Annotated in this window: 21 protein-coding genes and 1 tRNA gene; 16 read left to right on the top strand and 6 right to left on the bottom strand. The window is 61.4% G+C overall.

Annotation, left to right across the window (positions count from 1 at the left end; translation table 11 throughout):
* Positions 1-191 precede the first annotated feature (191 nt).
* The gene (locus PQQ52_RS31450; protein WP_408220396.1) at positions 192-1,403 is read right to left on the bottom strand and encodes an MFS transporter; all 1,212 of its coding nucleotides are present in this window, start codon (positions 1,401-1,403) and stop codon (positions 192-194) included.
* A 117-nt stretch (positions 1,404-1,520) separates the two neighbouring features.
* Between PQQ52_RS31450 and PQQ52_RS31445 the strand changes: the two genes are divergently transcribed.
* The 3 genes from PQQ52_RS31445 (at position 1,521) to PQQ52_RS31435 (ending at position 4,383) form a co-directional block, all read left to right on the top strand.
* Positions 1,521-2,183: a HugZ family pyridoxamine 5'-phosphate oxidase gene (locus PQQ52_RS31445; protein WP_408220394.1), complete on the top strand. Its 663-nt coding sequence runs from the start codon at positions 1,521-1,523 to the stop codon at positions 2,181-2,183.
* Between the two features lie 396 nt (positions 2,184-2,579).
* Complete coding sequence (locus tag PQQ52_RS31440) at positions 2,580-2,882, top strand: H-NS histone family protein (protein ID WP_120297377.1); 303 nt, start codon at positions 2,580-2,582, stop codon at positions 2,880-2,882.
* A 256-nt stretch (positions 2,883-3,138) separates the two neighbouring features.
* The gene (locus tag PQQ52_RS31435; protein WP_408220392.1) at positions 3,139-4,383 is read left to right on the top strand and encodes a cation diffusion facilitator family transporter; all 1,245 of its coding nucleotides are present in this window, start codon (positions 3,139-3,141) and stop codon (positions 4,381-4,383) included.
* A gap of 65 nt (positions 4,384-4,448) precedes the next feature.
* On the opposite strand, the gene PQQ52_RS31430 is transcribed toward PQQ52_RS31435, so the two are convergent.
* The 3 genes from PQQ52_RS31430 to PQQ52_RS31420 form a co-directional block, all read right to left on the bottom strand.
* On the bottom strand, positions 4,449-4,907 hold the full coding sequence (locus PQQ52_RS31430) for an Lrp/AsnC family transcriptional regulator (RefSeq protein ID WP_012431468.1): 459 nt from the start codon (positions 4,905-4,907) through the stop codon (positions 4,449-4,451).
* A gap of 90 nt (positions 4,908-4,997) precedes the next feature.
* Positions 4,998-5,627, bottom strand: a complete 630-nt coding sequence (locus PQQ52_RS31425; protein ID WP_408220390.1) for a 3'-5' exonuclease family protein — start codon at positions 5,625-5,627, stop codon at positions 4,998-5,000.
* Positions 5,624-6,268: an MBL fold metallo-hydrolase gene (locus tag PQQ52_RS31420; protein WP_097390963.1), complete on the bottom strand. Its 645-nt coding sequence runs from the start codon at positions 6,266-6,268 to the stop codon at positions 5,624-5,626. Before PQQ52_RS31420 ends, PQQ52_RS31425 begins: the two co-directional genes overlap by 4 nt.
* 638 nt (positions 6,269-6,906) lie before the next feature.
* Here PQQ52_RS31420 and PQQ52_RS31415 point away from each other — a divergent pair.
* Complete coding sequence (locus PQQ52_RS31415) at positions 6,907-7,509, top strand: septal ring lytic transglycosylase RlpA family protein (protein WP_408220388.1); 603 nt, start codon at positions 6,907-6,909, stop codon at positions 7,507-7,509.
* 179 nt (positions 7,510-7,688) lie between these two features.
* Here the strand turns inward: PQQ52_RS31415 and rsmI are convergent, their stop codons facing one another.
* Positions 7,689-8,567 carry a 16S rRNA (cytidine(1402)-2'-O)-methyltransferase gene (gene rsmI / locus PQQ52_RS31410; protein WP_408220386.1) on the bottom strand — a complete coding sequence of 293 codons (879 nt, stop codon included), beginning with the start codon at positions 8,565-8,567 and terminating at the stop codon, positions 7,689-7,691.
* Between the two features lie 37 nt (positions 8,568-8,604).
* Here rsmI and PQQ52_RS31405 point away from each other — a divergent pair, with 37 nt between their 5' ends.
* The 5 genes from PQQ52_RS31405 (at position 8,605) to PQQ52_RS31385 (ending at position 11,171) form a co-directional block, all read left to right on the top strand.
* Positions 8,605-9,048, top strand: coding sequence for a YraN family protein (locus PQQ52_RS31405; protein WP_408220447.1), 444 nt, complete (start codon positions 8,605-8,607; stop codon positions 9,046-9,048).
* A gap of 215 nt (positions 9,049-9,263) precedes the next feature.
* Positions 9,264-9,851, top strand: coding sequence for a phosphoheptose isomerase (locus tag PQQ52_RS31400; protein ID WP_408220384.1), 588 nt, complete (start codon positions 9,264-9,266; stop codon positions 9,849-9,851).
* A 26-nt stretch (positions 9,852-9,877) separates the two neighbouring features.
* A complete protein-coding gene (locus PQQ52_RS31395) occupies positions 9,878-10,672 on the top strand; it encodes a BON domain-containing protein (RefSeq protein ID WP_408220382.1) in 795 nt (264 codons plus the stop codon).
* Between the two features lie 26 nt (positions 10,673-10,698).
* Positions 10,699-11,019, top strand: coding sequence for a c-type cytochrome (locus tag PQQ52_RS31390; RefSeq protein ID WP_408220445.1), 321 nt, complete (start codon positions 10,699-10,701; stop codon positions 11,017-11,019).
* A gap of 76 nt (positions 11,020-11,095) precedes the next feature.
* Positions 11,096-11,171, top strand: a tRNA-Ala gene (locus PQQ52_RS31385).
* Between the two features lie 173 nt (positions 11,172-11,344).
* Here the strand turns inward: PQQ52_RS31385 and PQQ52_RS31380 are convergent.
* Positions 11,345-13,024: a methyl-accepting chemotaxis protein gene (locus PQQ52_RS31380; RefSeq protein ID WP_408220443.1), complete on the bottom strand. Its 1,680-nt coding sequence runs from the start codon at positions 13,022-13,024 to the stop codon at positions 11,345-11,347.
* A 524-nt stretch (positions 13,025-13,548) separates the two neighbouring features.
* On the opposite strand from PQQ52_RS31380, the gene PQQ52_RS31375 reads away from it, so the two are divergent.
* The 7 genes from PQQ52_RS31375 to PQQ52_RS31345 all read left to right on the top strand — a co-directional run bounded on the left by PQQ52_RS31375 (position 13,549) and on the right by PQQ52_RS31345 (position 21,875).
* A complete protein-coding gene (locus PQQ52_RS31375; protein WP_408220380.1) occupies positions 13,549-14,121 on the top strand; it encodes a TetR/AcrR family transcriptional regulator in 573 nt (190 codons plus the stop codon).
* A gap of 55 nt (positions 14,122-14,176) precedes the next feature.
* Positions 14,177-15,052, top strand: coding sequence for an SDR family NAD(P)-dependent oxidoreductase (locus PQQ52_RS31370; RefSeq protein WP_408220378.1), 876 nt, complete (start codon positions 14,177-14,179; stop codon positions 15,050-15,052).
* Positions 15,053-15,223: 171 nt separating this feature from the next.
* A complete protein-coding gene (locus PQQ52_RS31365) occupies positions 15,224-15,925 on the top strand; it encodes an NAD(P)H-binding protein (protein WP_408220377.1) in 702 nt (233 codons plus the stop codon).
* Between the two features lie 299 nt (positions 15,926-16,224).
* Complete coding sequence (locus PQQ52_RS31360; RefSeq protein ID WP_408220375.1) at positions 16,225-17,736, top strand: sensor domain-containing diguanylate cyclase; 1,512 nt, start codon at positions 16,225-16,227, stop codon at positions 17,734-17,736.
* 107 nt (positions 17,737-17,843) lie between these two features.
* Positions 17,844-18,458: a DUF2239 family protein gene (locus tag PQQ52_RS31355; RefSeq protein WP_408220373.1), complete on the top strand. Its 615-nt coding sequence runs from the start codon at positions 17,844-17,846 to the stop codon at positions 18,456-18,458.
* 416 nt (positions 18,459-18,874) lie between these two features.
* Positions 18,875-20,440: a methyl-accepting chemotaxis protein gene (locus tag PQQ52_RS31350; protein WP_408220371.1), complete on the top strand. Its 1,566-nt coding sequence runs from the start codon at positions 18,875-18,877 to the stop codon at positions 20,438-20,440.
* Positions 20,441-20,567: 127 nt separating this feature from the next.
* Positions 20,568-21,875 (top strand): solute carrier family 23 protein, encoded by a 1,308-nt coding sequence (locus PQQ52_RS31345; RefSeq protein ID WP_408220370.1) that lies wholly within the window; start codon positions 20,568-20,570, stop codon positions 21,873-21,875.
* Positions 21,876-22,021: the final 146 nt, after the last annotated feature.

The following is a 22,021-nucleotide window of genomic DNA, read 5'->3' as shown; positions in this document are numbered from 1 at the left end:
GCAGCGTCGATGAGTTGAATAAATTCATATGAATCAATATCTTGTAGGCGAATTTGTAAAATGCTGGGCGTGCGGACGCCGTCGATGTGGTGAGGAACACATCAGTGCGCAGGCTCCGCGTAACGTAACGTAAGCTTGGGGTTTTTCATATTGCGCAACGTCCGCCGATGCAGCAGCAGCGCGCGTCTACGTCAAATCTTCAAACGCCGCAGCACCTTCGGACCTGCGATTGCGATCAGCGCCGAACACACCGCCACCACGGACAAGCCGATCGGCAAACTGGTCACCTGCGTCACCGCGCCGATGATCACAGGCCCGAGCAACAGGCCGAAGTACGCCAGCCCGGCGACGTGCGCGAGTCCTTCGGCAGCGTGAATGCCTTTGACGCTCGCTGCAGCCGCGAACAGCACCGGCATCATGTTCGCAAGCCCGAGACCCATCAGCGTGAAGCCGATGAGCGCGGCGACCGGGTTCGGCAGTAGCAGCGCGCCTACCATCCCCGCGCAGGCGAGCGACGCGCTCGCCATCACCAGTTGCGGTGCGCCGAAGCGGGCTCGCACGGTGTCGCCGGCGAAACGCGCCGCTGCCATGCCGCCCGAAAACGCCGCATAGGCCGCGCTCGCGAGGGCCGGCGTAGACAATACGACGTCGCGCATATAAACAGTGGCCCAGTCGTACATCGCGCCTTCGGCGATCAGTGCGACCAGCGCCATCGCGCCGAGCGCCCACAGGGCCGGCGAGCGCCAGCGGTTGGCGCGTGGTGTGGCGGCGTCCGGATGGTCGGCGTGCGGCACGTGCGGCAGTACCGAAGGGCAGGCCGCGAGCAGCACCAGCGCGCTGACCGCCGCGGCCAGCGCGAGATGCACAGCCGGTGCCATGCCGCGCGACAACAAGGCGCCGCCCACCGCCGCGCCGAACATGCCGCCGACGCTGAACATGCCGTGCAGCGCCGACATGATCGGCCGGCCGAGCGCCTTCTCGACCGCGCTGGCTTCCGCATTCATCGCGACGTCGAGTGTGGCCATGCCGGCACCGAAGACGGCCAGCACGATCAGCAACATCCAGTAAGCCGGCACGATCAGGATTAGCGCCGCGCACGCTGTCATCACCAGGCCGCCGGTCAGGCAGGCGCGGCGCGTGCCGACCCGCGCGATCCACGACGCAGTCGCCGCCATTGCGCCGATCGAGCCACCGGCGACGGCCAGCAGCGCGAACGAGAGCATCGCCGCGTTCAGATGGAAGCGGTCGCGCACCGTCGGTACATGGACCCCCCACGACGCGTACATCATGCCGGCGATGAAGAACACCGCCATCGTGGCGATCCGCGCGCGTTGCCGGGCGCTGTCGGAAAGATCGCGATGAGCTGCGGGGAGGGTGGCGAATTCGGAGGAGCGGTCGGACACTGAAATCTCGTGAAGGAGGACGCGTAAGAAAGCGCGTTGAAAGCGAATTTCCGATTCTAACGAAGCACGCTGTCTTATGCTTGGAGCGGATTGATCCAACACTTGAGGAACGCGCACTTGAACATTCCCGCTCCCGCTCCGCTCCATCTGCTGCATCTGGCCGCTACCGGCACGCTCGCTACCCACGCGCGTCAGCCGGAAGGCTTTCCTTATCCGTCGGTGTTGCCGTTCGCCCCGGACCCGCAGCATCGTCCGACGATCCTCGTGAGCCGGCTTGCCGAGCATACGCACAACCTGCACGCCGACCCGCGCGCCGGGTTTCTGGTCGTCGACGCCCCCGACGGTGACGTGCTGAGTGGTCAGCGCGTCACGCTGCTCGGCACATTCGAGCCGATCGACGCGACCCCCGAAGTCGTGCGGCGTTATCTCCGCTATCACGCGGACGCGGAACGGTACCTGGCTCTCGGTGATTTCACTTTCTGGGCGATGAGAGTCGAACGGCTGCGCTATATCGGGGGCTTCGGCGCGATGGGCTGGCTCGACGGCGCCGAACTCGATCCGCTGCCGCGCCTCGGCTTCGATGAAGAAGATGCGCTGATCAGACACTTCGCCGGTCATGCCTCGATTGCCGGAGGAGTTCAACTGCTCGGGGTCGATCGATATGGCGCCGATCTGACGCTGGATGGTACGCGTACCCGTTTTGTCTTTGACGACGCCAAACTTAATACCGAAATCTTGCATGCGGCGCTCGAGGATTGCATCCAGCGGCACGCTAATTAAGTTCTGATGCTGTTTCGGGAAAACACTCACGCCGCAATAACGGTGCGCAGCGTGCGTCCGAATATGTTCTGACGTTTCATGTTAAAGCTTTCATGCCATGAAATGTTGATGCAAATTTCTCGACTTAAATTTCATTTTTTGATAATTAATCCAATAATTACTGATGCATGGGCCTGTTTTTCAGCAAAGGACGAAAATTATCTATTTGAAAGGGTCTGCGCAACATCACGGTCCAATGAAATTTTTTGAAACGAATTTGGATTAATTTTACGACGGCGCTTTTGTAGGCTTTCTATTTTGTGTTAATCTCGCCATCAAATTCCGAGGCATGAACACCTTCAAAGGGCAAGCTGGCTTAAGACTGGCAGTCATTTTATCCGAACCACAAGGGAACCTATGTCGTCCTACAAAGAACTACTCGCTCAGCGCGAGAAGCTTGAAAAGCAGATCGAAGAAGCAAAGTCGCGCGAATACGCAGAAGTGTTGAATGAGATCAAGCAAAAAATGACCGATTACGGCATTTCGCTGACCGAACTTGGTGGTGGCCGTGGTGCCAAGGCTGCTAAAGCTGGCCGTCCGCGAGCAGGCGTTGCGCCGAAATATCGTGACCCGGATAGCGGCAGCACGTGGTCGGGCCGTGGCAAGCCGCCGCGCTGGATCGCAGGTCTGGATCGTGAGAAGTTTCTGATCCAGAAGTAATACTCCCAGGCCAATCAGTGGCGCTTATAGCGCCCGGTGTTGCCAGAAAGAACCGCGTACCGTCAAGGGCGCGGTTTTTTTATTGTTTCTGCAAATTATTGTGACTCTTTGTCACATGTACTCCATGAAACTGGAACGCGAATGCTTTTCGTTTAGATAAGCATCTGATTTAAAAGGATTTTTTAAGGTCTCTTCAGCGCATATCGAGATGCGCCGGGTAGAATGCAGGCATTGAACTTTTTACTTCGTTTCAGATATGCCTTCCACCGCCGCCGTCCAGTCCGCTGAGAAACATCGCGTTGCGCGCAAAAGTACCTTTGTCAGTATTGCGCTCAATACGGTGTTGATGACGCTGCAAATCGTCATCGGCGTGTTTGCGCATTCACAGGCGTTGGTCGCCGACGGTATCCATTCGTTAGCTGATCTGATTTCCGATTTTGTCGTGCTAATCGCGAATCGGCACAGTGGAGCCAAGCCCGACGCGGATCACAATTACGGGCACAGCCGCTATGAAACGGTTGCGTCATTGTTTTTGGGTGCGCTGCTGATTGTGGTCGGCGTCGGTATGTTGTGGCGCGCCGGGACGCGTCTCGCCGATTTGCAAAGCATCCCCGCCGTGCATATGAGCGCGCTCGCGGTCGCCGTGCTGGTGCTGATTTCCAAAGAGAGCCTGTTTCGCTACATGCTGCGCGAAGCGCAACGCGTGCGTTCAGCGATGTTGATTGCAAACGCGTGGCACGCCCGCTCGGACGCCGCTTCGTCGTTAGTGGTCGCGCTTGGTATTGTCGGTAGCCTCGCAGGCGTGCGCCTGCTCGATCCGATCGCCGCGGCGATTGTCGGTTTCATGGTCGCGCGCATGGGCTGGATGTTTGGCTGGGATGCGCTGCAAGATCTTTCCGACCGCGCGCTCGACGAAGCCGCCTCCGCCGACATGCGCGCGCTATTGCTCTCGACACCCGGCGTGCGCGACGTGCACGAAATGCGCACCCGCAAGACGGGTGACTTCGCCCTCGTCGATGCGCATATTCTGGTCGACCCGCTGATCTCGGTATCGGAAGGGCACTACATCGCCGAATCGGCGCGCTTGCGCGTGCTGACCGACAACCGTGTGCTCGACGCGCTGATTCATGTCGACCCGGAGAACGACGCGGTTGCGCGCCCGCCCGTCAATCTGCCGGACCGGGATCGGGTAGTCGCCGCAGTCAATGCGGCGTTCGCCGCGAGTGGTGTGAAGGCCGCCGCGGTCAATATTCACTACTTGAGTACGGGGCTCGATATTGAAGTGGTTTTGCCGGCGGCGGGTCCGCGCACGGCGGAAAGCGGTGAGCCATGTCTGGCGCGTGTCGATCTGGACGCGCTCAAGCTCAGCCTGGGTGCCCGCAAGCTGGACGTGCTGCAGGGGTTGGACGCACCATCGGCCGAAAGCGGCGTCTCGACGGAGGCAGGGTCTGGGGAGGCCATCGCCCGCGTCAAGGCTGCGGAACCGCATAGCGCCGCCTGATTGTCGTCACTGGATGACGTCAATCGAGCCGAGCCCGCCCGGAACGCGCGAGCGGCTTCACCGTCTCACAGCGGCAATTGCGTATCGAATTTGATTTCGCGCAGCACAACGCTCGTGCGCACCTGTGCGACGGCGGGAATCTTGAAGATGCGTTCGTGCAGAAAGCTGTCGTACGCCTTGATGTCAGGCGCGACGATCTTGAGGATGTAGTCGGATTCGCCGGTCGTGCTGTAACACTCGGTGACCTCCGGGCAAGTGGCGATTTCCCGCTCGAACTGTTCGACCCCGCCCTCGGTGTGGCGCGTGAGATGGATATGCGCGAGCGCGCAGACGTGCAGCCCCAGCTTTTCGCGATCCAGCAAAGCCGTGTAGCGCTGGATCACCCCGGATTGCTCCATATCCTTGATACGGCGCCAGCATGGGGTGCTCGAGAGGCCGACCTGGTCGGAAATCTCTTGCACGGATCGGCGTGCGTCGAGCTGTAGCAGGCGCAGGATTTTTTGAGAGAAGGTATCGAGTGTCAACTGCGCCTCCGTTGGCGTCGCCGTATCAACGCATAGTAGAGGGCGCGAAAACGAAACGCAACGTAAAACGGCCTCGACGAGGGAGATTACCTAATTTGCCGGTTCCGCAGCGGCGTTTTGCCCTGAGGCGTCCCCATCTTTATTCGCCGCCAGTGTGGCCGCCTGAACGGCGCGCAGATCCTTGAGCATGTTGCAGAAGAGCGCGCCCTGTTCGATCGCATCGTCCAGCGCGACATGCGTGTGCGGATGTTCGTCGAACCAGTGCTTCGGGAAGCGTGGCTTGATGTTCTTGCGATACGGCAGGCCGGTCAATGCGAAGGCCAGCGTTTTGATATCGAGCGCCGACCACGAAAACGGGCAGCGGCCGACAAACCGCATCATGTACCAGAACATATAGGTGAAGTCGAAACCGGCCGGCATCGCCACGAACACTGGCTTACCCGGCAACGCTTCGACCCACTCGACGTAGGCCGTCAGCGCGGCCAGCGGATCCTGCAAATCCTTGCGGCAGGCTTCCCATGCTTCAGGCTGCGTTTTCCACCATGCCTCCTGCACAGGATGCGGCCTCGCGCCGTCGAGCAATTCGAGATTTGCCGAGAAGGTGGCGATCAGCTGCTTGTCTTCCGTGTACGCGGCGGAGGCGAAACTGAGCATTGAATGCGGGCCGGGAATCGGACCGTCTGCTTCAACATCGGTGCTCACATAGATTTCGCTGCTCATGCTTTGACTCCGTCGGCCACATACGGATTGGTGCGGCGTTCGGCGCCGAACGTGGAGGTGGGACCGTGGCCGGGAACGAAGGTGACGTCGTCGCCGAGCGGCCAGAGTTTTTCGCGGATCGCGCGTACCAGGTCGGCGTGATTGCCGCGCGGAAAATCCGTGCGGCCGATCGAGCCCGCGAACAGCACATCGCCCACCAGCGCGAGCCGATGCGCGCGGCTGAAAAACACCACGTGGCCCGGTGTGTGCCCGGGGCAGTGATAGACCTCGAGGGTTTCGTCACCGAATTGCACGGTTTCGCCGTCTTGAAGCCAACGGTCCGGCTCGAACGCCTCGGCCGCGGGAAAGCCGAAGCGCGTGCTTTGATCCGGCAGCTTGTCGAGCCAGAAGCTTTCGTCGGGATGCGGGCCTTCGATTGGTACGCCGTAATGTGTGGCGAGCGTCTTCGCGCCGGCACAGTGATCGATGTGGCCATGCGTGAGAAATACTTTTTCAACCGTCACATTCTGGCGCGCGATTTCACCCTGGATGACATCCAGGTCGCCGCCCGGATCGACGACGGCCGCGCGCCCGGTTGCCTCGCAAACGAGTAGCGAGCTGTTCTGCTGGAACGGCGTGACGGGGATCAAGGTGACTTTCATGGATGACGGCGCCGCTGGAAAAACGTTGATTGTACCGGCGTCTCGCCAGCGTCCGTCGAGGGCGTCGAAGCCCCGCTGCGGCGGGCTTTCGGCTGCCTATTTTTGCAGCAAGAGTGAAAATTCATCAAGGATTTCAGTCGCTTGCCATCCCAAAATTTTCTTTTGGGTATAATGCGTCTATGCACAGGGAATTGTGCATGCCACAAGGCGATGCGTCCCCATCAAAAATGGGAATGCGGATCGCCACTCAAGTATGGGCCGTCGTGCTTTATCGGCGGCCATCAGGTATCGATGCATTCGATGCACACGTCTTACCCAGCCGGGCGCCGCGCGCCTGCAACGGACTTAAATGCCGTGACGCTGGGTGGGGCCTACGCCGCTGTTCCTGCGCGCTGAGTTCCGCGCGCAAGAACGTGTTTGCCACGTTCGATGGCGGCATGTGGGGTCTGGTCAGGCTGCCGGGGACAGGTTGCGCCAGACGTGAAAATTAACCGTGCGGTAGCGGCTGGGTAGCCGCATCCGGGCTTTGACGTACTGCGCTTTTCTGCGCGGCGCGTTGTCGCCCATTGCCGCCGGAGTCGCAGGCAACACGCTCAACTTTTCGCGTGATGCGGCTCGACAATTTGATTGCACGTCTTATGAAAACTCGGTTATCCCGCAGTCTGGGGACTCTTTTTGCCTTTTTTGTGCTGGCCGGCTGTGCCATGCCTCCGGGCGCGAGCAGCACGTCCGAAAGCGGCATGCCGCTGAGCACGAAGAGCGCGCAGGCAGGCTCGTTCGGCCCGCAATCCTTCGGTAGCGCGCCGGCCTCCGACGCAGCCGCCAAAGGCTCATCGCTGGCTGATGCCAAACCGCTGACGGACGACGGTTCGAGCATTTCGGACTTTCATCAAACCGGCCGCGCTTCGTGGTACGGCCGCGGTTTCCATGGCCGCCGCACTGCCAATGGCGAACGTTTCGACATGCACGCGTTGACCGCGGCACACCGTACGTTGCCGCTCGGCTCGTATGTTCGCGTGACCAATCCGGCCACTTCGCGCTCGGTCGTCGTACGCATCAATGACCGTGGTCCGTATGCACGCGGCCGGATCATCGACCTGTCGATGGCTGCTGCCGCCGCGCTCGACATGCGCCATGCCGGTACTGCACGTGTACAGATCGAAGGTTTGACGCAGCAGGAAGCACGCGCTGCGCGTAATGAAATGCTGGCGTCGAACTCCGGTTCGACCGCAGAGAAGTAATGTAATGGCCGCGGGCGCGCCGCAAGCGCGTTCGTGACGCCGGGCAGCACGGCGGCATCGCATGCCGTGTTTGCCGAAAGACGAAGGGTCGCATCGTGAAGTGCACCCCAAAAGTTGGACGCCGATCCAACCTTTGGGGTGTTTTTCATGGCGCGACCCTTTTCTTTTGCCTATGCGCTCTATTCCTCGTCTTTCTTCAGCGCCAAAGCACGCGTATAGAGTGCGTTGCGCGATGCTCCGGTGAGGGTCGCCGCGACTTTTGCCGCGCTGCTCACCGTCAACTCTTCAAGCAGAATGCCCAGCAACGCGTCGTGATCGTGTTCGCCTGCGATTTCCGGCTGCGCGCCTTCCACCACCAGTACGAACTCACCGCGTTGCCGGTTCGGCTCGGCGGCGAGCCACGTTGGCCCTTCGGCCAGGGTGCCGCGGTGCAGCGCTTCATGTAACTTCGTTAATTCCCGTGCGATCAGGAGCTTGCGCTCGCCGCCGAATGCGTCGGCCAGCGCCTGCACCGTTTCGACGATCCGGTGCGGTGCTTCGTAGAACACCATGGCGTGCGGATGGTTCGCGAGCGGTTGCAGAGCCGCAGCGCGTGCTTTGGCCTTCGGCGGCAGGAAGCCGAGGAACGAGAACGTCGCGACCCAGTCGCCGGCCGCGCTCAAGGCAGTGGCGAGCGCGCTTGCGCCAGGCAGCGGGATGACCGGGAAACCGGCTTCGCGCACGGCGTCGACGAGTTTCGCGCCGGGATCCGAAATGCCGGGCGTGCCCGCATCGGAGACGTAGGCCACGCGTTCGCCTGCTTGCAGGTGTTCGATCAGGCGCAGCGCCGCGGCCCGCTCGTTGTGCTGATGAACCGCCACGAGCGGTTTCGAGATGCCGTAGCGCGCGAGCAATTGACCTGTGTTGCGGGTGTCTTCGGCGGCGATGCGATCCACCAGTCCGAGCACATGCAACGCGCGCAGCGTGACATCGGCGATGTTGCCGATCGGCGTGGCCACCACATACAGCGCGGCAGCAGGGTACTGCTGCCCTTGCGCGAGTTCGGAGAGAGGAGTCATGAGGCAGAAGACGCAGACAGACGGAACGAGGCCGCCATTGTGCCACGCAGCGGCGCGTGAGCCGGGTGGTGGGCAGGTGAGTGCGCGGGCCGACGGCCACAACTTTTCGAGACCAACGGGGTCCAAACTCGTCGGCGCGGCTTTCGAGGCGCGTGCGATGGAGTTTTTGCAGCGGCAGCGTCTGCGTTTCGTCGCGCGCAATGTGCTATGCCGGGGCGGTGAGATCGATCTGGTGATGCGCGACCGTGACGGCGCGCTGGTGTTCGTCGAAGTACGAGCGCGCGCGCAGCAGCATTACGGCGGCGCGGCAGCGAGCATCGGGTGGCAAAAGAAGCGGCGGATCGTGCGTGCCGCGCGGCATTACCTGGCAACCCGCAGCAGACGTTCGTGTGACGAGCCCGCGTGCCGTTTTGACGTGATTGCGTTCGAAGCGGGCCGGCTCGTATGGCTGCGGGATGCATTTCGCGCCGACGAAGTCTGACGCAGTGCGCGGAGAACGCGCGTGAGTGCGATAAACTTGCGCTCGCGTGCGGGCCTCGTGGACGACGCCGGCATACAGGAAGCAGCGAGGAAACGCTGCATTTCGCGATGATTTTGCGCATACGCACTGCGTTGCCGGTATGGTTCATCCGAGCGGTACGACTTCACAACACGGCCGCGCCTTGCGGTCCATTCGCGGTAGAAAAAAGAGACTCGATGTCAGTCGAACGCATTCAACAACACTTCCGCGACAGCGCGGCAGTCAAACTCGAAGCCCTCGAAACACTGTCGATGCCGATCGCCGCTGCGATCGACACGATGTTCGCAGCGCTTGCCAACGGTAGCCGCATTCTTGCGTGCGGCAATGGCGGCTCGGCGGCCGACTCGCAGCATTTCGCCGCTGAACTGATCGGCCGCTTCGAGCGTGAGCGCCCGGGCTTACCGGCGATCGCGCTGTCCACCGACACGTCGGTGCTCACCGCCATCGCCAACGACTACTCATTCGAGCAGATTTTTTCGAAGCAGGTGTGGGCCCTCGGCCAGCCTGGCGATGTGCTGCTGGCAATCACCACGTCCGGCAATTCCGCCAATGTGCTGGCCGCGATCGAGGCCGCGCACGAACGCGAGATGATCGTGGTCGCGCTGACCGGTAAGGGCGGCGGTCGTATGCAGGAAGTACTGGGCGATACCGATATCCACATTTGTGTACCGTCCGATCGCACTGCGCGTATTCAGGAAGTGCATTTGCTGACCATCCATTGTCTGTGCGACGGCATTGACGCCATGTTGCTGGGCGAAGACTGAGACTGATTCCGAAGGAGAGCTAGTTGATGAGCGTATTCCGCGTCAAGAAGACACTGGTGAGAACCGTGCTGGTGGTTGGGTTCGCGGCGGGACTGTCCGCGACATTGCAGGGTTGCTTTCTGGCCGTTGCCGGCGCGGCGGGCGGCGGCGCGCTGATGGCGACCGACCGGCGCACGCTCGGCGCGCAGACCGAGGATCGCGAGTTGCAGGTGAAGGCGCTGTCGCAGATCAGCCAGAACTTGCCCGACAGTGCGCACGTCAACGTGGCGGTGTTCAACCGCCGCGTGCTGCTGACCGGCGAAGTGGCGGGGGACGCGTCGAAGCAGCGGGCCGAAACCATCGTACGTGGTTTGAACAACGTGAACACGATCGTCAACGAACTGGCGATTATGCCGGCGAGCTCGTTCTCGTCGCGCACCAATGATACGTACCTGGAAACGCGCGTGAAGACCGCGCTGATCGCCGAAAAGAACATTTCGGCGAACAACTTCAAGGTCGTGGCCGAGCGTGGCTCGGTGTATCTGATGGGGCTTGTCACGATGGACGAAGGCAATCGCGGCGCCGACGTCGCGAGCCGCGTGCCGGGTGTGACGCAGGTCGTCAAGGTGTTCCAGTACATCCAGCCGCAGGAAGCGGCGGCGGCTGCCGCTGCAGCGGCGACCGCGCCGGTAGCCGCTTCGCAGCCTGACGCGAGCGTGCCGACCGTCGGTGCGATTCCCGATTCATCGGTAAGTTCGCGTCCGCTCGATCAGCAGGCGCCGGCGCCGGTCAGCAATTCGAACTCGGTGCATCCGGGTAATCCGGCGGCAACGACGCCATGAAGCGGGGCGCCGCGTCTGTTGCCGCGATGTTGACAGTTAACGCGTTGGTGGGGGCTTTGGCATCTTCAGCGCGTGCGGCCGACGCGCCGCGAGGTCAGATCGTTGCTAACTCGAATGCCTGCATGGGATGTCATGCGGTGGACCGTAAACTGGTCGGCCCGTCGTTCCAGCAGATCGCTGCAAAGTACAAGGGCGATGCGCAAGCGCCGGCAAAATTGGCGCGCAAGGTAAAGGAGGGCGGCTCCGGCGTGTGGGGCATGATTCCGATGCCGGCGCATCAATCGATGAGCGATCCTGACATTCGCACGGTGGTGGATTGGGTGCTGGCTGGCGCCCCGTCGAAGTGAAGTTTTGCCATCGGGTTTTGCCGCCCAGGGGGCTTGGCCAAACGCAAAATGCCTGTGCTAGAATTGTTTGCACGTTGGGGGGGTAGCTCAGCTGGGAGAGCGTCGCGTTCGCAATGCGAAGGTCGGGAGTTCGATCCTCCTCCTCTCCACCAAGAGGATTCTGTTTCCAGGTGAAAACCGGCTATACGCCGGTTTTCGCATTTCTGGCGTCGGGTTTTCTACCCGCCGCTGCGAATACCCTGCCGTCTGCTCCCTTGAGCATTGCTTGTGATTTCGCTCACGCGTCGCCCATGAGGTGAGCGACGCGTCATCGGAAAGACTCCGATTAGAACTTATCCCATCCGTCATCCACGCCTGCAGCCGCAGTAGCAAGCGCGGGAACCGGCGCAACTGCCGTGGCCCGCGCAACGCGCTTCGGGGCAATTGCAACAGCAGCAGCTACCTCGCGCCGCGGCGCTTCACGCCGGGCAGGAACAGCCGCAACCGCAGGTGCAACATCCTTCACCTGAAAAAATGCCACGGCTTCGTTCAGCTGTTGCCCCTGATCTTCCATTGACCGCGAAGCCGCCGCTGCCTCCTCCACCAAAGCCGCATTCTGTTGCGTGACGTTGTCCATCTGGGTAATCGCAAGGTTGACCTGTTCGATCCCACGGCTCTGTTCGGTCGATGCCGCGGCGATCTCCGACATGATGTCGGTCACGCGTGCTACAGCCTGAGTCACTTCGGCCATTGTCTTGCCCGCCTCGCCTGCAAGCGCCGAACCGTCGCGGATCTTGTCCACGGAGTTGGTGATCAGATCCTTGATCTCCTTTGCAGCGCTCGAAGAACGTTGGGCCAGACTTCTGACTTCGCTCGCGACCACCGCGAAACCCCGGCCTTGTTCGCCCGCACGCGCGGCTTCAACGGCCGCGTTCAACGCCAGGATGTTCGTCTGGAACGCAATGCCTTCGATGATGCCTGTGATGTCCGCGATCTTGGCCGAACTGTCGCTGATGTCATGCATCGTGTTCACCACCTGACCGACGACCTCGCTACCTTTTTGCGCCACCGAAGAAGCATTCGCAGCCAGCGTGCTGCCTTGCTGCGCGTTGTCGGCGTTCTGCTTAACGGTGGAAGTGAGTTCCTCCATGCTCGAAGCGGTTTCCTGCAACGAAGCAGCCTGCTGCTCAGTGCGCTGGCTCAGGTCCATATTGCCCGCTGCGATCTGACGCGCTGCGCCAGCGATACTGGCGCTGCTGTCGCGCACTCGTCCAACGATCGCCGTCAACCGCTCGTTCATTTCGCGCAGGGCGGTCAGCAATTTGCTGGTTTCGTCGCTGCCGTCGACGGTGATGCGCGTGCGCAGATCGCCTTCCGACACGGTACGCGCGACGTCGATCGCAAAACGCAGCGGCCCGGTCACGGCGCGCGTGATCACCACGCACGCGCTGACAGCGAGCGCCAACGCGATAAGGCAGATAGTGATCAGCAGATTGCGCTGGTTCTCGTAATGCGCCGTGTATTCGTTGATAAGTTGTTCCTGACGTGTGTGCGTGTAGTCGGCATACGCGTCAGTCGCGCGAATCAGCGCGGCGAGCAGCGGTCGGCAATGGTCGTCCATTTCGACGATCGCCTCGTCGCGCTTGTTGGTAAGCGCGAGATTGACGATGTTGGTGGCAACCGGACCATACGCCGATTCGACCCGGTTGATCTCGGCAACAAGGCTGCGTGCTTTCTCCGTCGTATCAGTCGCGTTAGCGATCATGTCGTTGAGCTTTTTCAGGTCGGCTTGCACATTTTCATGCGCGCGCGTTACATCGGCTTTTTCTATTTCGAGGTCCTGGGGCTTGGTGACGAGCACAAGGTTGCGCGCCGCAATCGCCCTGCGGTCGACAGCGGTTCGAACCTGCACGACCATGTCAGCGCGTGCGTTGATACCGCGTACAAAGTTTGAAAACCCATCGGTTGAATCGCTCAGCGCCTTCAGGGAAAGGCCGGAAACCGCGACGACAATAAGAGACAGCATGCCGAAGCCGGCAATGAGTTTGGTCTTGATGGTGAGGTTTTTGAGTGCCACGATTTTTTTCTCCAATAACGAAACGGTAAAGCGTTCGCAATGGACTCTCAGGTCCGGGTATGGGAGCGTCTATCTGGCTGCCGATCATCCCGGCAGCCCCGCGCGGTTTACCCTTCATGCCCTCCATCAAACGCATCGCTAAAACGCGCCGAATGTCGGACAACAAATGAGTATCCCATTTACCGGTTATCGGATCGGAGCCCCATGTACTTAAGGAATTGCGGGTATTTCTCTAGCAAACTTGCACGCGATGCGCGAAGAAATCATCATTTGCGAGGGATTTGAATATATTTTGGCGCAACATGAAAGCATTTAATTGCATTTTCGTTTCGTGTTCCGGTGCCCGCCGCCTGAGCAAATGACCTTCCAGTGCCACCCGGGCAGCATCAATAAAACGGCTTGAACAAGCGGGCATTCCTGGATATGATTGAGCAATCACTCATTTATAGATTTGTAATCGAAGCGAACCACGTATGGCCCGTCCGAAAAGCGAAGACAAGCGCAACGCCATCCTGGCGGCCGCAACCGAGGTCATTGCCGAGCAGGGCCTGAGCGCGCCCACCGCACGCATCGCAAAACTCGCGGGTGTGGCTGAAGGAACGCTGTTCACCTACTTTGACAATAAGGACGAGTTGCTGAACCAGCTCTACCTGGACATCAAGGCGGAGTTGCGCGAAGTGATGATGACGACTTACCCGAAGCAAGCCAGCGTGCGCGATCGCGCCCAATACGTGTGGGACAAGTTCGTCGACTGGGGCGTGGCGCAGCCGCAAAAGCGCCGGGCGATGGCGCAGTTGTCCGTGTCGGAGCGGCTGACCGACTGCACGCGCGCGACCGGCATGGAGTCTTTCGCGGACATCAACACCATGATTCAGGCAAGCGTGGCGAGCGGCGCCTTGCGTGATCATCCGCCGGCTTTCCTGTCGGCGATCATGGCGGCGCTGGCGGAAACCACCATGGATTTCATCGCTCGCGAACCGGGCGAGGCCGACCGTTATCGCAAGGCCGGCTTTGAGGCGTTCTGGCACGCGATTGCCCAGAACTAAATTTTTTGTCCAATTAATGAGTGCTTACATGCTCATTTAAATGAAGGAGCATACGATGTCGAAGGTCTGGTTGGTTACAGGAAGTGCCCGCGGGCTTGGGCGTGAAATTGTCGAAGCAGCATTGCGCGCCGGTGAGCGCGTCCTGGCGACAGCGCGCGATCCGCGTCAGTTGGACGATCTGCTGACACGCTATGGCGAGCAGGTTCGGGCCGTTGCGCTGGATGTTACGGATCCGGCAGCGGCACGCAATGCGGTGCAGGCTGCTGTCGATGCCTTCGGCCGGCTCGATGTCGTCGTGAACAATGCGGGCTTTGGTCATCTGGCGCCGTTCGAGCAAACCACCGAGGACGATTTTCGTGCGCAGATCGACACCAACTTCTATGGTGTGGTTAACGTCACGCGCGCGGCGCTCCCGGTGCTGCGGAAGCAGCGATCCGGCCACGTGATCCAGATTTCGTCGGTGGGCGGCCGTGTCGGGATCGCGGGATTGAGCGCCTATCAGGCGGCGAAGTGGGCGGTCGGCGGTTTCACCGAGGTGATCGGCCAGGAGCTTGCGCCGTTCGGCGTTCACGTGACTGCGCTCGAGCCTGGTGGCATGAAAACAGACTGGGGTACGGAGGCGAGCGGCGCGATACCAGAGTTACTGCCGGATTATGTGCCGTCGGTGGGCGCGATAGTGGATATGCTGTCCCAACACATCGGCCACGAAACCAGCGATCCGGCGAAGGTTGCGCAAGTCGTCCTGAAACTGGCGTATCACGATTCGTTGCCGGCCCATCTTCTGCTGGGTAGTGACGCACTGCATTACGCCGGTGAAGGCGACAAAGCCCGTGCTGCAAGCGCGGAAGCGTGGCGAGCGATCAGTACAGCGACCGATTTCTCCGCGGCCGCGCCGCTGCCGGCGTTTCCCAGTGCATCGGCGAAAGCTTGAGCGCCGATCTGGCTATGACGGGCCACGCGGCGTTTTCGAGTTGAAGGGGCCGCCGGGCGACGCTCAATTCTCCCGGCGGGCTTAGGACACAGCGGTCGCCGCCCGCTTGTGCGACATATTCGAAGGATTGACCAGCGCGCGCAGGCCGAGCGCGATCACGGAGCATACATCATGAAGGTTTTGATATTCGGCGCGACCGGTATGGTCGGCCAGGGCGTGTTGCGCGAATGCCTGCGGGCGCCCGACGTCGAGGCGGTTCAGACCGTTGGCCGTACTCGCACTGGCCAGCTCGATCCGCGCCTTGTCGAACTGGTTCAGCCGGACCTGATGGACTACCGGGCAGTAGAAGCGTCGCTGACGGGTTTCGACGCGTGCTTTTTCTGTTTGGGCGTCTCATCCGCCGGCATGCAGGAGGCCGACTATGCGCGCCTCACGTATGACCTGACGCTGGCCGCGGCGCAGACGCTTGCGCGTCTCAATCCGCAGATGACCTTCGTCTACGTGTCCGGTGCAAGCACCGACAGCACCGAACGCGGCCGCAGCATGTGGGCGCGGGTCAAGGGCAAGACCGAGAACGCCCTGCGGCGGCTGCCGTTCAAGGCGGTCTACCTGTTTCGTCCCGGTGTGATCGAGCCGCTGAACGGCGCTCGCTCGAAGACCCGCTCGTACCGTTTGTTCTACACAGTGGCCAAACCTCTCCTGTCGACGCTGCGCGCGCTTTTCCCCAACTACATTCTGAGTACCGAAGACATTGGCCAGGCGATGCTGCAGGTCGCGCGCCATGGCGCCGCCAAAGCGGTGCTCGAGGTCGCCGATATCCGCGTGCTCAGCCGCGCCGCTTCCGAGCCGGCGCTCGATCTGCACGCCAATTGAGCGCCCGGGCGGGCGTGACGGCTGCCTCCTGCTTTGCCTTTTGCCGGGCACGCTTGCGGACGGCCCATCTGCGCTCTGTGCCGTTCTGGAGGCAGGGCGCCGGCGCCGCGCCAGTGCTGGCGGCCGTGGTATGAGGCACGCCATCGTCGGAATTTTCGCGCAGGCCGCCAAAAGACGGGTCATTTCCCTCGTTTGACGCGCCTCAGCGTCTGGTAGGCTACCGGTTCACAGGACGCGCCTTCCGGACGCGGCCAATTTCTTCACGCGCGTGGGTCAGCGCATGCTCGAATGAAAAGCTCATGGTGACGCGCCGACCGAACATCGTGATTGCCATCAGCATCGTGCTGGCCAGTGCGATCCTCGCGATTGCGGTATGGGTATTGGCGCAGATGCGCGATGACGCGCTGCGGCGCGCACAGGATTCCGTCTTCAACGTCTCTCTGCTGGTTGAACGCGACGTGTCGCGCAATCTCGAGATCTACGACCTGTCGCTACGGGCGGTAATCGACGGCCTGAAACAACCCGGCGTACTGGACTTGCCGCCGGCGATTCGTCAGATGGTGCTGTTCGACGGCTCCGCCAGCGCAAAAGACCTGGGTTCGCTTCTCGTCGTCGATGCAGCCGGCAACGTCATGTTCGATTCGCAATCAACGCCTCCGCGCCCAGTCAATCTTGCCGACCGCGATTACTTCAAAGTTCAGCGCGATTCTCCCAATGTTGGCCTGTATGTCAGCCATCCCTTCCAGCCCAAGATAACCGGCAAGGACGTAAGCATTGCATTGAGCCGCCGCATCTCGCGGCCGGACGGCAGCTTCGGCGGCGTGGTGGTCGGCACGATGCGACTCACCTACTTCAGGCATCTGTTCGCCGGCATGAATCTCGGCGCGGGTGGTTCGATGGCGCTGATGTTGAGCGACGGCACGATGCTGATGCGGCGCCCCTACGACGCGAAGATCATCGGTCTCAATCTGACCGGCACCTCGAACTATTCGCGCTTTACTGGCCAGCCGAGCGGGGACTTCTTCGGCACGGCGGCGATCGACGGCGTCGAGCGCTGGTACGCGTTCCGCCATATCGATATGTATCCGCTGATTCTCGATGTCGCGCTCTCGACGCACGATATCTATGTGGAATGGCGGCGTCGCGCGTGGATCATCGGCTCGCTGATCGCGGCGCTCGACCTCGCGATCATCGCGCTCGCCGTTCTCTTCTCGCAGCAACTGCGGCAGCGCCGCGCGGCCGAAGAAGAGTTGCGCGTGCTGGCGTGCACCGACGGGCTGACCGGCCTGAACAACCGCCGCACCTTCGAGGAACACGCGGAGGAGGAGTGGCGCCGCGCGCAACGCAACGGGTGGCCGTTGTCGATGCTGCTGATCGACGTCGACACGTTCAAGGGCTTCAACGATCTCTACGGCCATTCGGCCGGCGACGATGCACTCATCGCCGTGGCGCGCTGCATCGGGCAGAGCGTGCGGCGCCCGGGCGACACCGCGGCGCGCTACGGCGGCGAAGAGTTCGCCGTGCTGCTGCCGGATACCGACGAAGCCGGGGCGCTCAACATCGCCGAGAAAATTCGCGCCGAGATTCAGGCGCTCGAGCTTCGCCATGTCGCGAGCTCGCACCATGTGCTGACCGTCAGCATCGGCATTGCGTGCACTGGGAACCAGGTATTCGCGACGAGCCGGGCGCTTGTCAACGCCGCGGACGAGGCGCTCTACGAGGCCAAGGACGCCGGCCGCAACCGCGTGCTGTGTTATCCGGTGGCGGCGCGGACGCATCGGCAGAGCGTCGTGGTGTCGCCAGCGCGATGAAGGGCGCGAAAGGGCCAATGTCCCTTGGTTAATTTAACCCGGGTAATATGTTGCATCTATTTTATATCCGGGTATAATCCGACAAATTCATCTTTCTGGAGTTTGTCATGACCCCCCATCCTGCTATCTGCATTGCCTTCGAGGGATATCGTCGTATCGCCTCGGGTCCCGTGTCCGAGGTGGCGCTCGCTGTACGAGAGGTGCTGGCGCGTGGAGAACAGGCGCCTGTGCTGATTTTCGACGACATCACGAGTCGTCCGGTCGAGTTTGATTTGCGCGGCTCACCCGAAGAGATTCTGGCGCGGCTGGCAAGCCAGGCGTCCGGCGAGCAAGCCGAGCCAACAGTAGGCGCCAAAGAAGACGATGCTCCGCGTGGCCGCGGCCGTCCCAAGCTCGGTGTGGTGGCAAGAGAGGTCACGTTGCTGCCGCGTCATTGGGAGTGGCTCAACGGGCAATCGGGTGGCGCTTCGGTTGCGCTGCGCAAACTGGTCGAGGCGGCGCGGCTTGCGGGCGAGGACAAGGGCCGCAAACGCGCGGCGCAAGAAGCGGCGTATCGATTCATGACCGCGCTCGCCGGCAACCTGCCTGACTATGAAGATGCAACGCGCGCGCTCTACGCCGACAACCGGTCGCGTTTTGAGGACATCGTTGCGGCATGGCCAGAGGACGTGCGCAATCACACGCTGCGTCTTGCCCAAGGTGCGTTCGTCACGCATCCGTAATTCGACTGCGCACTGGCGAGTGCGCAGGTCAACGAAACGTATGGACGAAAAAAAGCCGCTCACGCCGGGGGAGCGTGAGCGGAAAGTCGGAGAGTTACAACAACATCGCGTGCGCTTACTCATGGAGATGAACGCAGCAAATAAAGTTTAAGAGTTCGACTCATCCCCATATATCAGACAAATCCCAATCGCTGCGCCGACGCCCAGAACACGTTGCTGGAGCGAACTGGCCCCGTGTGCCAGGCATTCCTTACATCATCCTGTCCCGGTTATTCCCGCCATTTATCGCTTCAAGTCTCGGTTGCGGCCGCCGTAAAAGAGGTGGGAGCGTCGCCACGTATCCGGAAAAAACGCGAAATATTTCGCTATGGCGCAGCGGCGCGAGCGTCCCCTCAGGACTTATGAAGGATGGTGAGATGAAGTGGTTCGACCGCATGACCGTGTTCAGGAAGCTGCTGTTGGCGTTTGCCGTTGTGATCGGATTCTGCGTCGTGATCGGCGGGACTTCGCTGAAGACGTTGTCGTCAATGCATGACATTACCGACGCCATCTGCGACCAGCACATGAACGGCCTCTACTGGATGGAAGAGGCGAACCGCCACAAGATCGATTCCGATCTTGCCGCCGCGAATCTTGGCTATGCCGCCGACGACGCCGGCCGTCAAAAGTTGAAGGACAGCATCGTGGGCTCGCTCAAGGAGATGCACGGCGCCTACGACCAGTATCGCGCGACCATCGCGACCAGCAAAGGTCAGGAGATGTTCGACGAAGTGCTGCGCAAGTCGGCGGTGTGGGAGGGTATCGTGCATCAGCAGATCGGCCTCGAACCGATTCCCGCCGGCGTCGACAACAACGAACTCGTGCGGCGCGCGATTGCGTCGAGCGAGGCGTTGCGCGATCGCATCACGGCGCTGATCGACTATCGCCGTCAACAAGCCAACGAAGCGCAGCAGGAGGCGAGCGCCCAGTATCAGCACATGCGTGTCGTGATGCTTGTGTTGGTGCTGGGCGCGATCGCGGCGGGCACGCTGCTCGCGACCGTGATTGCGCGACGCCTCGCGCGCCAGCTTGGCGGCGAACCGGATTACGCGATGCATATCGCCAACCGTATCGCCGATGGTGACCTGAGTGTGCGCGTCGACACCCGTGCGGGCGATACCGACAGCATGCTGTTCGCGCTGCACAACATGCGTGAGCGATTGGCGGGCATCGTGTCGGGCATCAGCGATTCGAGCGAATCGATCCTGATGGCCTCGGGTGAGATCGCGCAGGGCAACACCGACCTGTCGCAGCGGACTGAAGAGCAGGCTGCCGCGTTGCAGGAAACCGCGTCGAGCATGCAGGAATTGACGTCGACGGTGAAGCTGAATGCTGAGAATGCGCAACAGGCGGGCGGTGTCGCGCATGGCGCGTCGGAAGTGGCGGCGCGTGGCAGCAATCTGGTCGGCGATGTGGTCGAAACGATGCGCGAATTGGCGGCCGGCTCGAAGCGTATGACCGACATCATCGCGGTGATCGAAGGGATCGCGTTTCAGACCAACATTCTCGCGCTGAACGCTGCGGTGGAAGCGGCGCGCGCCGGTGAACAGGGTCGCGGTTTTGCGGTGGTGGCGGGAGAAGTGCGCTCACTGGCCCAGCGCAGCGCGGTTTCGGCCAAGGAGATCAAGGAGCTGATCGAGAGTTCGACGGCGCGCGTGGGCAGCGGCGCTGAACTGGCCGAGCGGGCCGGTCAGACGATGGCGGAAGTCACGCATGCGGTGAAACGCGTGACCGACATCATGGGTGAGATTTCGTCGGCGTCGCAGGAGCAGAGCACCGGCATCGAGGAAGTAAACCGTGCCGTCGCGCAGATGGACGACGTGACCCAGCAGAACGCGGCGCTGGTCGAGCAGGCGGCGGCTGCTGCGGCGTCGATGGCGGACCAGGCAAGGCAGTTGCAAGCAGCGGTCACCGTGTTCTCGCTGGAGGCGCGGCAAGGGTAGCGCTCTTTGCGTGGTTTCAGCCGCGCTTGCCAGGCCTGATGGCTCTCCGTACACTCGCGCGTAATTCCCAGGCGGCGCCGATTCGCTGCGCCGTCCACCATAACGCCGACAGAGGAGAACCCCCGCCATGGCCGATTCCTATTTCCCACGCTGGCGCGCCCAGCCGGACGCTGCCGAGGGCCGCATTGTTGGTACCGACGAGCGCCTCGCGTGGCCGCAGATGTTTGCGATGGGCATTCAGCACGTCGTTGCGATGTTCGGCTCGACCGTGCTTGCGCCGCTGCTGATGGGTTTCGATCCGAACCTGTGCATCTTCATGTCGGGGATCGGCACGCTGTTGTTCTTCGTACTGGTGGGCGGACGCGTGCCGAGCTATCTCGGCTCGAGCTTCGCGTTCATCGGTCTGGTGATCGCGGTGACGGGATATGGCGGCCACGGTCCGAACATGAACATTCCGGTGGCGTTGGGCGGGATCATCGCGTGCGGGGTGGTGTACGCGATCATCGGCCTGATCGTGTCGGCGGTGGGCACCCGATGGATTGAAGCGCTGATGCCGCCAGTGGTGACGGGCGCGATTGTCTGCGTGATCGGACTGAATCTTGCGCCGATCGCGGTGCATGGCGTGAGCGGCAGCAACTTCGATTCGTGGATGGCGCTGGTGACGGTGCTGTGCGTCGGCTCGGTCGCGGTGTTTGCGCGCGGCATGCTGCAGCGTCTGCTGATTCTGGTCGGCTTGCTGATGGCGTACGTGATTTACGCGATCGTCACGAATGGTCTCGGCATGGGTAAGCCGATCGACTTCGCGATTGTGGCGAACGCCGCGTGGTTCGGTATGCCGCACTTCACCGCGCCGGTTTTCAACCTGCAGGCGATGACCTTGCTCGCGCCGATCGCGGTGATCCTTGTTGCTGAAAATCTCGGGCACATCAAGGCCGTGAGCGCGATGACCGGTCAGAACCTTGACCGCTTTGTCGGCCGCGCGTTTCTCGGCGATGGACTCGCGACGATTCTGTCTGGCTTTGCTGGCGGCACCGGGGTGACGACTTATGCCGAGAACATTGGCGTGATGGCGGTGACCAAGATTTATTCGACGCTGGTGTTTGTTATTGCCGCGCTTATTGCGCTTGTGCTTGGCTTCTCGCCGAAGTTTGGGGCGGTGATTCAGACCATTCCGGGGCCGGTGCTCGGCGGCGTGTCGATTGTGGTGTTCGGTTTGATCGCCGTGACCGGCGCACGTATCTGGGTTGTGAATAAAGTTGATTTTTCCGACAACCGGAATTTGATCGTAGCCGCTGTGACCCTTGTGTTGGGCGCGGGGGATTTTTCGTTGAAACTTGGCGGATTTGGACTCGGTGGTATTGGTACCGCGACCTTTGGGGCGATTATTCTTTATGCTCTCCTGAGGAGGAAGCCGGCGCAAGGGCCGGTGGCTTAAGGGGTGGTTTTTTTGCCTTTGGCCTGTGGTTTTTTTGGCTGCGGGGCGCTTGTTTGTCTGTTCGCCTGTGGGGTTGGCCTTTCCTTGTTTTCTTATTGGTTTATTAGTGTCGCCCCTGTGCGGGGCGGGCACTTACTTCTCTTTGC

Source organism: Paraburkholderia sediminicola, assembly GCF_046030555.1.
Lineage (GTDB): Bacteria > Pseudomonadota > Gammaproteobacteria > Burkholderiales > Burkholderiaceae > Paraburkholderia > Paraburkholderia sediminicola_E.
Note: the sequence above shows the minus strand (reverse complement) of the source record. Positions and strands in the feature narration are given on the sequence as shown.